Origin of the sequence: Streptomyces phaeolivaceus (genome assembly GCF_009184865.1) — a bacterium.
GTDB classification, from domain to species: Bacteria; Actinomycetota; Actinomycetes; order Streptomycetales; family Streptomycetaceae; genus Streptomyces; species Streptomyces phaeolivaceus.
Genome location: NZ_CP045096.1, coordinates 9,833,702 through 9,845,985 on the forward strand (window position 1 = coordinate 9,833,702; position 12,284 = coordinate 9,845,985).

At 71.6% G+C, this 12,284-nt stretch carries 12 protein-coding genes and 2 pseudogenes; 9 read left to right on the forward strand and 5 right to left on the reverse strand.

Annotated elements, in window-relative coordinates; all coding sequences use genetic code 11:
* Positions 1-43: 43 nt before the first annotated feature.
* Positions 44-673 (reverse strand): annotated as a pseudogene (locus F9278_RS44765) (tRNA (adenosine(37)-N6)-threonylcarbamoyltransferase complex transferase subunit TsaD); the annotation flags it as partial.
* A 310-nt stretch (positions 674-983) separates the two neighbouring features.
* Between F9278_RS44765 and F9278_RS44770 the strand changes: the two are divergent.
* Entirely contained in the window at positions 984-1,625 is a 642-nt protein-coding gene (locus tag F9278_RS44770; protein ID WP_152173422.1) for a superoxide dismutase, read from the forward strand.
* 48 nt (positions 1,626-1,673) lie between these two features.
* Here F9278_RS44770 and F9278_RS44775 read toward each other — a convergent pair whose 3' ends face one another.
* Complete coding sequence (locus F9278_RS44775; RefSeq protein ID WP_152173423.1) at positions 1,674-2,453, reverse strand: class I SAM-dependent methyltransferase; 780 nt, start codon at positions 2,451-2,453, stop codon at positions 1,674-1,676.
* A 338-nt stretch (positions 2,454-2,791) separates the two neighbouring features.
* On the opposite strand from F9278_RS44775, the gene F9278_RS44780 reads away from it, so the two are divergent.
* From F9278_RS44780 to F9278_RS44810, 6 genes and pseudogenes are all read left to right on the forward strand, one after another.
* Complete coding sequence (locus tag F9278_RS44780; protein ID WP_152173424.1) at positions 2,792-3,013, forward strand: CbtB domain-containing protein; 222 nt, start codon at positions 2,792-2,794, stop codon at positions 3,011-3,013.
* A 58-nt stretch (positions 3,014-3,071) separates the two neighbouring features.
* Positions 3,072-3,254 (forward strand): annotated as a pseudogene (locus F9278_RS48955) (CbtA family protein); the annotation flags it as partial.
* Between the two features lie 10 nt (positions 3,255-3,264).
* Positions 3,265-3,711 (forward strand): aldehyde dehydrogenase family protein, encoded by a 447-nt coding sequence (locus F9278_RS44790; RefSeq protein ID WP_319023136.1) that lies wholly within the window; start codon positions 3,265-3,267, stop codon positions 3,709-3,711.
* Between the two features lie 317 nt (positions 3,712-4,028).
* Positions 4,029-6,089, forward strand: coding sequence for a SpoIIE family protein phosphatase (locus F9278_RS44800; RefSeq protein WP_152174533.1), 2,061 nt, complete (start codon positions 4,029-4,031; stop codon positions 6,087-6,089).
* 85 nt (positions 6,090-6,174) lie between these two features.
* The gene (locus F9278_RS44805; protein WP_152173425.1) at positions 6,175-6,621 is read left to right on the forward strand and encodes a hypothetical protein; all 447 of its coding nucleotides are present in this window, start codon (positions 6,175-6,177) and stop codon (positions 6,619-6,621) included.
* A gap of 35 nt (positions 6,622-6,656) precedes the next feature.
* A complete protein-coding gene (locus tag F9278_RS44810; RefSeq protein ID WP_152173426.1) occupies positions 6,657-7,211 on the forward strand; it encodes a hypothetical protein in 555 nt (184 codons plus the stop codon).
* Between the two features lie 250 nt (positions 7,212-7,461).
* Here F9278_RS44810 and F9278_RS44815 read toward each other — a convergent pair whose 3' ends face one another.
* The 3 genes from F9278_RS44815 to F9278_RS44825 form a co-directional block, all read right to left on the reverse strand.
* A complete protein-coding gene (locus F9278_RS44815; protein ID WP_193241924.1) occupies positions 7,462-8,433 on the reverse strand; it encodes an SGNH/GDSL hydrolase family protein in 972 nt (323 codons plus the stop codon).
* A 306-nt stretch (positions 8,434-8,739) separates the two neighbouring features.
* Positions 8,740-9,258, reverse strand: a complete 519-nt coding sequence (locus F9278_RS44820) for a hypothetical protein (protein ID WP_152173427.1) — start codon at positions 9,256-9,258, stop codon at positions 8,740-8,742.
* On the reverse strand, positions 9,255-10,775 hold the full coding sequence (locus F9278_RS44825; protein WP_152173428.1) for a PE-PGRS family protein: 1,521 nt from the start codon (positions 10,773-10,775) through the stop codon (positions 9,255-9,257). The genes F9278_RS44820 and F9278_RS44825 overlap by 4 nt, the downstream gene beginning before the upstream one ends.
* A 239-nt stretch (positions 10,776-11,014) precedes the next feature.
* Here F9278_RS44825 and F9278_RS44830 point away from each other — a divergent pair, with 239 nt between their 5' ends.
* Both F9278_RS44830 and F9278_RS46635 read left to right on the forward strand, forming a co-directional pair.
* Positions 11,015-11,740 carry a hotdog fold domain-containing protein gene (locus F9278_RS44830; RefSeq protein ID WP_152173429.1) on the forward strand — a complete coding sequence of 242 codons (726 nt, stop codon included), beginning with the start codon at positions 11,015-11,017 and terminating at the stop codon, positions 11,738-11,740.
* 100 nt (positions 11,741-11,840) lie between these two features.
* Positions 11,841-12,281: an aminoglycoside phosphotransferase family protein gene (locus F9278_RS46635; protein ID WP_193241925.1), complete on the forward strand. Its 441-nt coding sequence runs from the start codon at positions 11,841-11,843 to the stop codon at positions 12,279-12,281.
* Positions 12,282-12,284: the final 3 nt, after the last annotated feature.

The window sequence follows — 12,284 nt, forward strand, 5'->3', positions numbered from 1 at the left end:
GCGCCGCTACGGCCAGGTCCCGCACAACGTGTGGTCGTCGCGGGCCGGTCAGCGGGCGCGGGAAGGCGACGGCGCGCGGATCGCCCGCGCGCGCCACCCGGTCGATCGCCGGCCCGCCGGGATACGGCAGCCCGAAGACCCGCGCCACCTTGTCGAAGCACTCCCCGGCCGCGTCGTCCAGGGTGTCCCCGAGAGGGGCGATCGGCTCGCGGACCAGGTCGCGGACGAGGAGGAGCGAGGTGTGGCCGCCGGAGACGATCAGCACCACGCACGGGTCGGGCAGCGGGCCGTGCTCCAGGGTGTCGGCCGCGGCATGACCGGCGAGGTGGTGGACGCCGTACAGCGGAACGCCCAGCGCGTACGCGATCCCCTTCGCCCCGGCCAGCCCCACCTGGAGCGCGCCCGACAGCCCCGGCCCGGTGGTCACGGCGACCGCGTCGATGTCGGACAGTCGCAGCCCGGCCTCGTCCGACGCGTGCCCGATCACCGGGCGCAGCGCCTGGAGATGAGCCCGGGAGGCGATCTCGGGGACCACCCCGCCGTAGCGGGCGTGCTCGTCCATGCTCGACGCCAGCGCCTGGCCGAGCAGCCGGCCGCGCCGCACCGGCCCGGCGCCGGTCTCGTCGCACGAGGACTCGATGCCCAGCACGATCGGAGATGCCTTGCGTCCCATGCACGGCCCCTTCTGCGCAGAGAAAGTTGTTGCAAGTAGTGTGCAATAATGAGTCCGGTGATGTGTACTGATGGCGAGTGACGGCTGGTCGAATCCCAACGCGATGCCGACACATGCCAGGTGCGGGGCGCCGTCCCGCCTGACAGCGTCCGTTCCGGGACGTCGTCCCGCACCCCTTGGTCGATCGGCCCGACCCGCCGCTTCGCGACACGGCGGAAGTCCTGGGCCCAACGCCTGATCGAAAAGCTGTCGCTTCTACTGTTAGCGTGCAGCTGCATATCATTCGCAATAACGTCGGAGGACGTTGGACATGGCGGTTTACACGCTCCCGGAGCTTCCGTACGACTACGCGGCACTTGAGCCGGTCATCAACCCCCTGATCGTCGAGCTGCACCACGACAAGCACCACGCGGCGTACGTCAAGGGCGCGAACGACACTCTGGAGCAGCTCGCGGAAGCGCGGGACAAGGAGGCATGGGGTGCGATCAACGGGCTGGAGAAGAACCTGGCCTTCCACCTCTCGGGGCACATCCTGCACTCGATCTACTGGCACAACATGACCGGTGACGGCGGTGGCGAACCCCTCGGCAAGGACGGCGTGGGCGAGCTGGCGGACGCGATCGCCGAGTCCTTCGGCTCCTTCGACAGGTTCAAGGCGCAGCTGACCAAGGCGTCGGCGACCACGCAGGGTTCGGGCTGGGGCGTCCTCGCCTACGAGCCGCTGAGCGGACGTCTGATCGTCGAGCAGGTCTACGACCACCAGGGCAACGTCGGCCAGGGCTCCACCCCGATCCTGGTCTTCGACGCCTGGGAGCACGCCTTCTACCTCCAGTACAGGAACCAGAAGGTCGACTTCATCGACGCCATGTGGGCCGTCGTCAACTGGCAGGACGTGGCCCGCCGCCACGCCGCAGCCAAAGAGCGCGGCGACAGCCTCCTGCTCGCGCCGTGAGGTCGTAACACCCCGCAGACGTCCTGCTCGTGATCGTCTTCTCAACCTTCACCGGGCAGGCGGCACCACGAAGGGCTCCCACGAGGACATGACTCGCGGGAGCCCTTCGCCGTTCCCGGCCTTCGCCGTTCCGCTACCTTCGCCGTTCCCCTGCTTTCGGCGTGCGCGCAGCACCACGTCGTCCGTGTGGTGGGCGCCGGCGCCGCCGTCGGGCGCCTCGCGGGGACGTCGCTCGTTCACCTGCACCTCCCAGCCGTCGTCGAGCAGATCGGCGACCATCGAGGGCCAGACGTAGTCGGCCGGGTCGAAGCCGCCCTCGTCCGCCGGCTGGGTGTCCATCCCCGCGTGATGGACCAGCAGCAGCACGCCACCGGGCGCCACGGCGGCGAGCAGCGCTCGCTCGGCGGCGGCGTCGGGGGTGCGGAGCAGGGCCGGGTACTGCGCGGAGACCAGGTCGAAGGAGGCCGGTGGGAGCGCCGCCCCGGTGAGTTCGGCGTGCACCCAGTGAACGGCGACACCGGCGTCCCGCGCATGCCCGGCCGCCCGTTCCAGCGCCACGCCCGAGACCTCGATCGCGGTCACGTCCCAGCCGCCGCCCGCGAGCCAGACGGCGTCCGCGCCCTCGCCGCAGCCGACGTCGAGCACGCGTCCGGGGGTGAGCCCGGCGACCTCGGCCACGAGGGCGCCGTTGGGCCGCCCACTCCACAGCTGTCGCCGGTCGGCGTACCGGTCGTCCCACTCCGCACGTACGGCGGGGTCTCCCGCATAGCCGTCGGTGGGCGAAGGGATGTCGTACGCGGGCGATCCCGCCGCGATGTCGTCGGTCACGGGCCCACCGTCGCGCACCCTGCCCCCGGTCTGCCACTGGTGTTGCCGGTCCGGCAAAACGACGTCCGAGACGGCCGGGGATCCGAGTCGCGCCACCGGTAAGCGTTCGGTGAGAGCCGCTTCCGGCCAGGGCGAACCGTATTGGTCATGCCCATGCCCGGGAGTACGGTCGGTCCGATATCGACGACGGCGCCACGGAAGCCGGTGGGAATCCGGCACGGTCGCGCCACTGTGAACGGTGCGCCCCCTCCTGACGGGGGCGCACCATGAGTCAGACCCGGGGCCGTCGTCCTGTGCACCACCGAGATGGGACGCGAACTCCCAGAGAGCCCTGCCACATGGCGCAGCACGCCGCACCGCCGACACCCACCACCCCCGTCGTCCCCGCCGAGCTGCCGCTGAGGGACATCGCTCCCTGGGCGGTCTTCTTCGGCATCCTGATGCTGGTCCTGCTGTACTTCGTCGGCGCCGAGCAGGGCGCCACGTCCGTCGTCTCCGGCGAGGACGTCCACGAGTGGGTGCACGACGCCCGCCACCTCCTCGGCTTCCCCTGCCACTGACGAGGGGCGACGCACTCCCATGAACTCCGCAACCGTGCGAAACCTGCTGGTGCGAGGCATGCTCGCCGGCCTCGGCGCCGGTGTCCTCGCCCTGGTCGTCGCCTACCTCCTCGGCGAACCGAACGTCGACAGCGCCATCGACTTCGAGGAGGCCCACGCCCACGAGCACGAGGTCGAATTCGTCTCCCGCACCCTCCGGTCGACCGCCGGACTGGCCACGGGCGTGCTGATCTACGGCGTGGCCTTCGGCGGTGTCGCCGCCCTCGCCTACTGCTTCGCCCTCGGCCGCGTCGGCCGCTTCCCGGGTGCTGACCGGCGGACGCCGCGACGGACTGTTCTACCCGCCGACCGTCCTGGATCGGATCGAGCGCGCCATGCCCGCCTACCGCGAGGAGATCTTCGGACCGGTCGCGCCCGTCCTCACCTTCCGCACCGACGCCGAGGCCGTAGAGATCGCCAACGACACCGAGTACGGCCTGACGGCGGCCGTGCACTCCCGTTCCGTACCGCGAGCCACCGCCCTCGTCGGACGGCTCCGCACGGGCATGGCGCACATCAACGGCGTCACCGCCCAGGACGCCGCCAACGCGCCCTTCGGCGGCATGGGGGCGTCCGGCAACGGCACCCGCATCGGCGGCACCGCCAACCTGGACCAGTTCACCCAGTGGCGCTGGTCGACCGCGCCCGACGCACCCTGACGCACCCGCGCGCCGCCGTCGGCACCGGTGCCACCGGTTCACGAACCTCCGACGCCATAAGGCGATTCCCCGCCTCCGGTCGTACCCTGACCTCATCGGACGACGTGCGCAACAACGGTGGTGCCTCAGGGGGTGTGGTGCGAGTCCCGCACAGCACCCGCGGCGCCCGGCACGCACCCTCGCCGCACCGGCCAAAGGCCCAAGTAGCTCCGCTACGAGAACCTTCGTCCGGCACGCCGAGGGCACGCACCGGACACCGCGGGCACCGCACGGGACTCGCACCACACCCCCTGGCCGCGCCGGAAGGAGCGGCCCGCATGCACGGGTATGCGACCCCCCATCGCGACGAGACCCTGGCGACCCCCGGCGGGCTGCTGGACCTGTTGCATGTCGCCTCGGTGGTCCTGGACGCGGACGGCCGTATCGCGCTGTGGAGCCCCGCGATGGAGCAGCTGCTCGGCTACTCCGCGCGGGAGGCGCTCCGGCAGCGCGCCGACACCCTGCTGGTCGCACCCGAGAACCGGCCCCGGGCCAGGGAACTCTTCAGCCAGGTAAGGGCGGGCGCCCGCTGGGCGGGGGTCTTCCCGCTGCGGTGCCGGGACGGCGGGGAACGGGCGGTGGAGTTCCGTACGATGCGGCTCCTCGACAGCGAGGGCAAGCCCCATCTGCTCGGGCTGGCCGCGGACGCGATGACCGTACGCGGCGTCGAACGGGATCTCGCCCTCTCCCACAGCCTCGTCAACCAGACCCCCGTCGGCATCGCCGTCTTCGACACCGACCTGCGGTGGATCGGCGTCAACCCCGCGCTGGAACGCATGAACGGCCTCCCCGAGTCCGCGCTGGTCGGCCGCCGGATCGGCGAGGTGCTGCCGGACCTGGACGTGGAGGCCATCGAGGCCCGGATGCGGCACGTCCTGGAGACCGGCAGATCCCTCCTCGACCAGCACACCGTCGGCCACACGGCCGCGGACACCCAGGCCCGCACCTACTCCGAGTCGTACCACCGCATCGAGGACACCGGCGGCCGGGTGCTCGGCCTCGCCATGGCCGTCCTCGACGTCACCGAACGCCAGCAGGCCGCCGCCGAGGTGGCCGAGGCACGCCGGCGGCTGGCCGTGATCGCGGATGCCGGGGCACGGATCGGCACCACGCTGGACCTGGACCAGACCGCCCGGGAACTGGCCGACGTGGCCGTACCGCATGTCGCGGACCTGGCCGCCGTGGACCTCCTGGAATCCGTCGTGGCCCTCGGCACCGTGACCCCCGTCATCGGTGATTCCCCGGCCGAGTTCCGGGCCCTGGCGCTGGCCGTGGCGCCCGGACACCCCTCCGACGTGATCCGGGCCGCCGACCCGGTCGGCGAACTCGCCACCCATCGCGCGTCGAGGATCATCACCCGGTGCGTCCGCAGAGCCCGGCCGATTCTCGTCGAGCGCGTGGACGAACGGTCGATGGGGCGGATCGCCCGCGACGAGTCCGCCGCCCGTGCCTTCCTCGCCGCCGGCGTCCACTCGTACCTGGCGCTGCCGCTGGTGGCCCGGGGCAGTGTGCTCGGCACCCTCAGCCTCTACCGCACCCTCAACGAGCGCCCCTTCGACGACCAGGACCGCGTGCTCGCCTCGGAGTTGGCCGCGCGCGCCGCCATCTGCATCGACAACGCACGCCTCTACGGCCGGGAACGTGCCACCGCCCTGACCCTCCAACGCAGCCTCCTCCCCACCACACCCGCCCGGCGCGAGGGACTCGACATCGTCGCCCGCTACCGCCCGGCCCTCAGCGACGTCGGCGGCGACTGGTACGACGTCCTCCCGCTGGGCCCGGGACGTACCGGGCTCGTCGTGGGAGACGTGATGGGCAAGGGAGTCCAAGCAGCCGCGATCATGGGGCAGTTGAGCAGCGCCGCCCGAGCGCTGGCCCGCCTCGACCTGGAGCCCGCGGAACTGCTGCGGCACCTCGACGACATCGCCGGCCCGCTCGGCGACGCCATCGCCACCTGCGTGTACGGCGTCTGCGACCTGAACCGCGGCACCTGCACCCTGTCCAGCGCCGGACATCTGCCGCCCATCCTGGCCACGGGCGACGGCACCGCACACCTCGTCGACGTGCCCGGAGGCGTACCGCTCGGCGTGGGCGGCGTGGACTTCGGCACCGTCGAGGTGGACCTCGCCCCCGGCTCCCTGCTCGCCCTCTACACGGACGGACTCGTCGAGAACCGGGCGGACCCCATCGACACCGGTCTCGCCACCCTCACCCGCTTCCTGCGGTCCCCGAGCGGCACTTCCCTGGAACAGACCGGCGACGCCCTCCTCAACGCCCTGCGCCCGCAGCCCGACGACGACGTCGCCCTGCTGCTGGTCCGCGTCCGGGCCCCCGCCTGAGCGCGGAACCGTTTCCGCGGATGCCGTGTCCTCCTTCGCGGGAGGTGGTTCCACGTCAAGGAACCACCTGTGAAGGGGGATTGCCATGGGGCAGGTACGCGAGGGGGCACGGTTAGGGGCCTGGGCCGTCGCCGGGGTCATCGGCCTGGCCGTGCTGTATGTGATCGGGGCGTTCGCCTTCGGCGGCGCGGGGTGGATCACCGCGCCGTTCCGGGGTGAGGCGGAGCAGCGTGAGAACACCGTCGGCTCCGGTGTGTTCCGGCAGTCCACGTACGAGGAGTTCTTCGAACTGTGCGAGGCCGTGCAGAACGCCGAAGGGACGATCGAGGTGCTGGAGGAGGAGCGGAAGACCGCTTCGGAGACGCGCACCACACAGATAGACCAGTCCATCACCGCGCTCCGGGCCACCCGTATCGAGTCGGTCAACGACTACAACTCCAAGGCCTCCCAGGAGCATCGCGCGCCCTTCCGCGACAAGGACCTGCCGTACTCGCTGGACGCCGACGCCGAGCACACGACGTGCACCAACTGATCACCCACGCACCCCGGGAAAGAGGACGGCACAGCATGAAGCAGCCCATACGCATGGCCCTGGCCACCGTCGTCGCGCTCGCCGTGGGCCTCGGCCTGACGTCCTGCACCGACTCCAGCCAGGACAAGGAGGCCCAGGCCAAGCAGGAGAACTACGACCACCTCGTGGCCCAGCAGCCGGCGGGCCGCATGGAGTACTCGCCGACCCGCGAGGCGATCAACCAGTGGGTCGAGACATGGGGCAAGCGCGGCAAACTCTCGTACGTCTACATCCAGAACGCCAAGGGCGAGTACGGGTACTTCATCATGAAGGGCCTGCCGGTGCCGCGCTGCAAGATGCTCACTCCGACCGAGCGGGTGGAGGACCATGTGGTGCTCCCGCAGCCCGGCATGGACGGCACGTACACGACGGGTTCGACCTGTGGCGCCTACTACGGCTTCGACGCCACGACGAACGCGTACATGGAGTTCACGGTCGGCACGAACCAGTCGTTCTTCCTGTTCGACAAGCCCATGACGATGCCGGAGTACGCCAGCGCCAAGCAGATGGGGCCGACGTCGGTGAAGGACGTCGAGAAGAAGCAGCCCTGAGCGGTTCCGCCCTCGTGCGCTCCGGCCGCCTCACAGCGGCGGCCGGAGCGTGAAGACCGTCTCCGAGTCGGGGACGCCGGCCGCGGGACCTGTTGGCGCGCCGGAAACGTCGAAGACGCGGGGCAGGGGCGTCGGCGTGGACCCTCCCGTCCGCGCCGCCCGTCCGACCCCGACCGAGGCCCTCGCGACGACCTGGCGCGGAGGTGTCACCCGTGCGACGGAGGCGTGGTGGGGGTCGGTGCGGTGCGGGTCAGTTCGGGGCGATGGCGTTGAGGATCGCCGAGGCGACATGGTCGGCGGCGTTGCGATGGCCCCTGGCGTTGGGGTGGACGAGGGCCGGCCGGTCGTCCTGGTCGAAGACGCCCTCGACCCAGTTGCCGGCGTCACAGACGCTGTGGTTCCGGGTGGAGTCGTAGAGGTTGACGAAGGTGGCGGTGTCCTGTGCGCCCGCCGACTTCTCGATGGTGTCGTTGAGGGGCTCCAGGACATCCGCGCGCAGCCAGTCCAGGTCGCCCCGGGTGAGGGAGAGGAAGTGCTTCACGTCGTTGTACCGGCACTTGGAGGTGTCCTCGGGGACGACCGTGGGGTAGCCGACGGCCAGGATCTTGGCGTGCGGGGCCCGTTCGTGGAGTTTGCCGAGCATCTCGTCGTAGTCCTTGCCCACCTTGGTCAGCCTGGCGGGGATGTCGGCGGCCAGGGCGTCCTTGCACGGAGTGCCCACGCCGCCGGTGCCCTGGCCCAGTTCCAGGCACTTGAAGAGGATCTCGGCGAACCCGAGGGTGTTGCCGCCCACGCCGACGGTGATCACGTCGGTGCCGGGCTTGACCATCTCGGACTGCGGCGGGACCGGCGGGAAGGGGTAGTCCGGGTCCTCGGGGAAGCCCGGCACGTTACGGCCGATCGGCTCCTGGGCCCTGAAGGTGACGTCCTGGATCGTGGCGGCGCCGCAGCTGACGTTGGTCAGCTCGATCAGCGAGCCGAAGTCCCGGTCGATGACCTGGGGGTACGACTGGTCGGTGCGCTCACAGCCGTCGCGGGGGTATTCGAAGACGTCTCCGGCGGCCGGGATGACCCCGGCGGTGTAGGAGTCGCCCAGCGCGACCCAGTCGTACTCGGCCGCCGCGGCCGGTTGCGCCCCGGCGAGCTGGGCCGGCACGAGGGCACTCGCGGTGAGAGCGGCGGCCGAACCGAGCAGGGACAGCCGGGCACGGAAACTTGCCATGAATCCTCCAGGGATGCGGTGTTGGGAACGCTTTGACCCTAGAAGGTTCGTCACTGGGTGCACTAGATCCAATGCGGACAGTTACGTTGCGTGGGGTCGGGGGGTCCGTGCCGCTCGTGGTGGACGCGTTCCGGAAGCACTTGTTCCCTCTCCGGACCGTCCGCTTCCGGGACTTGACCGGCCCTGAGCGATATGTGTGGCCCGCGCAACGAATCGGACCCGCCGGCGTCGGCCTCGGCCCACCCGGCGACCCGCACCGCCTGGCTCATTCGTGATCATCGAACCCCGGACGGTGCGGGCCGCTGTTCAGCGGACGCCGCCCGTCAGGGTGTCCGAGGCCCAGAGCGTGAGGCGGTTCGCGAGCGGGCCGCTGCCGTCGAGGACATGACGGGAGAACGCGTCCCGCTCATGGGCGAGGATCGCGGCCTCCCAGACACAGGGCGCGAGGCCGGTACGGCCCGGACGCAACTGGTCGGGCCGTCCGGCCGGTCCGGTGAAGACGGCCAGGTCGGACATGTGCCCCTCGATCCAGCTGTGGACCAGGACGTAGTCGCCGTCGCCACCGGCGTGCAGGATCAGGACGGCGAGCCCCAGCGACCCCCGGACGCGGCCGAGTTCCAGATGCGCCGCGACGATCCCCAGGGCGGCGGTGATGTCCTGCTCCGTCACACCGCGCCCCGGCGCCTCAAGGGCGTAGGCCTTCACCACATGGCCGCCGGCTTCCCGCGTACCCGCGGCCCGTACGACACGCTCGTGGTGCCCCTGGGTCAGGGCGAGCAGGGCGTCCGCGTCCACTGCCGAGGGCAGTTCCTTGTGATCACTCATTCGGCCACCCTTTCATCGCGGCTTGCGAGGTCGATCAGCCGGTGGACGACCGTGGTCGGGAGCGCCGGGTTGCCGGCCGCGTCCTCCGCGGTGTCCGGGTCGCGCAGCAGGCGGACGAGGGCCGCGACGGGGAGGCGAGGGTTTCCGATGGCCGCTCGGCGGACCCGGGGGGTGGAGTCGAGGAGCCGCGGGACCGTGGCGGACGAGAGCCGGGGGTCGGCGGCGGCACGTGCCCTGACCCGTTCGTCGGGGTCGTCGGCGAGACGCTCGGCGAGTGCGCCGGTGGAGTCCGGGGCGTCGAGGGCCAGTCGGCGCCGCAGCGGGTCCGGATCGTCGGCGAAGCTCAGGAGGACGTGGTGGGGTAAGTGCGGATGGGTGAGCGAGTCGACGGGAATCTCCGGCCGCAGTGCGACCTCCAGCAGCAGGTCGGCGGGGGCGCCCTCGCAGAACTGGGCCAGGTTGGACCGTACTTGGGCGTCGAGGTCGTGGGAGAGGCGGTCCACGACGTCGGGGGGCAGGCGGCGGGCGCGCGCGACGCCGCGCCGGACGGCCACGCTCGCGGAGGCGGCCAGACGACGCATCGCCTCGGGGTCGTCATGGAGTTCCTCGACCCAGGCCACACGCCAGTAGGGGGTGCCCGGAGGAAGCCCGGCGCTGATCTCGGCGCGCAGGGCCTCGCCGACCTCGGGGCGGACGGCCACCGCCACCCGCACCTGGAAGGCCTCGTCCTGAGCCGGCACGGTGAGCAGATCGGCGTCCAGACGCTCGTTCTCGACGAGGGCCATCCGCAGTCCGTACTCCGGGTGGTGGACCAGGTGTTCGGCGAGGTCCCGATCCAGCACCTGGGAACAGGCCGCGCGCCACTGCTCCGTGGAGCCCAGGGCGTCGAAGTCCGCCCGCGCCATCGGCCGGTCCGACTCCGCCTGCCGACGGGCGGCTTCCCTGACCTGTGGCGAGGCGTCGTCGACCAGCGCGGACCGCCGGCCCGCAGCCAGACGCGGCCAGGCGTATCCGCAGGCCTCCGCGCGCACCTCCGGATCGGGATCGGCGGCCAGAGCCGTGGCCAGCCGCTCCGGAAGGCCCCGGAACCACAGGGCCCGCAGCCGGACCCGCGGATCCGGATCGCGGGCCCAGCCCTCGAACTCGGCCTCGGTCACCCTCGGGCAGTGCCAGGCGGCCAGCGCACGGAAGCGACGGCGGAGACCGTCACCGGGCTCACCGGCGATCAGACGCACCCACTGGTCAACGCTCATGTCCCTCTGGAACTCGGCCAGTTGCAAGCGGACCCTGCGCTCGGGATGCGCGAGGGCGACATCGACGACCTCGGCCGGCAGCGACCTCAGCGCCACCAGGCCGTTCACCAAGCCCAGCAGCCGTACGAGCGCGTCCGCCGGCGCGCCACGGCTCAGCCCGTGCGGCCAGGCCCGCCGCATCGGCGGCTGCGCGGCCAACGCCTCGATGCCCACGAACAGCCCGGCCCATTCGCTCCCGGCAACTTCCGTACCCCCCGTTGACATGCGGACACGGTAGCCGTCGCCTGCCGGGAGGACGGATTGTCAGTGCCTCGGATTGTCACTGCCTCGGATTGTCAGTGCCGAGTGCTTCGATGGTGTGCAAGGCATGCGAGGTGAGGTGCGAGGAGGACGCGTACGACGTTGCTGCGGCCCCTGGATCTGGCCACCGTGTTCCCAAATCCTGCGAACACCCGCCCGTCGTCGCCCGGGTGAGGTCCCCTCGGTGTGGTGAAGTGGGGATCATGACGACGAGTGACGCGATCGTGGTGCCGGAGCTGTACGTCGGCTACCCCGGGGTGGCCTTCGGTGGCTATGTCGCCGGTGTGCTGGCGGAGAGATCCGGAGCGGCGACGGTACGGGTGGACTTCCGCGGTCCTGTGCCGGTCGGCGCGCCCGTGCGGATCGCCGAAACGGCGGCCGGGAGCGCGGAGTTGGGCGAAGCCGAGCGGCCTCTCGCCGTCGCCCGCCCCGCCGAGCTGCCGCTCGACGTGCCGCCCGCGCCCTCCTGGGAGGCGTCCGCTGCCGCGTCGGAGCGCTACCGGGCGGCGCCGCCACCGGGGGTCGTCGACTGCTTCGGCTGCGGCCTGCGTACCGCTGATCGCGGTCTGCGGGTGCACTGCGCGCCGGTGACCGGCCGCGACCTCGTGGCCTCCGCCTGGACCCCGTCCCCGGCCTTCGCCGATCCGGACGGGCTCCTGCCGCCGCGACTGGTCTGGGGCGCCCTCGACTGCCCCGGGAACTGGGCGGGCCGCTTCCTCGGCACCCAGCGCGCGGGCGCGGTCACCGCCGCCCTCACGGGCACGATCCTGCGGCCCGTCACCACGGGCGAGCGGCACGTCGTGTACGCGTGGCTGCTGGCGGAGTCCGGCCGCAAACACACGATGGGCGTGGCCCTGGCCACGGCCGAGGGTGAACTGTGCGCCGCCTCCGAGTCGTTGTGGATCGACCCCCGGCCCGCCGCGTCCTGAAGCCGTGACCGAAGTCGTGGCCGAAGCCCGAAATGTCCCGGTGGTCCAGCCGTTGGCCTCGAACGCTGGGTGGCCTCGTGCGGTGGATAGCCTCGTGCGGGTGACGAACGAGGACGTGCTGCAGGATCAGCCTCATCGGCAGGTCGTACGGATCGGCGACACCGTCCGCCGCCCCGTCCGGCCCTGGACCGGAACGGTGCACGCGCTGCTGCGTCACCTCGAAGCGGTGGGCTTCCCCTACTCACCTCGGGCCCTGGGCATCGACGAGAAGGGCCGCGAGGTCCTCAGCTGCATCGAGGGCGATGCGGGGCCGACGGGCTGGACCGAGGTCGTGGGCGACCACGGCTTGACCGCCTTCGCCCGGCTGCTGCGCGAGTACCACGACGCGACCGCCGACTTCGTCCCACCCGACGACGCCGTCCGGGCGGGCGACACGCAGGAACCCGGCCACGACGACACGGTCGGCCACGGCGACTTCGGCCCTCCGAACGTGATCTGTCACGGCGACTTCGGCCCGTGGAACATGGTCTGGCAGGCCTAACGG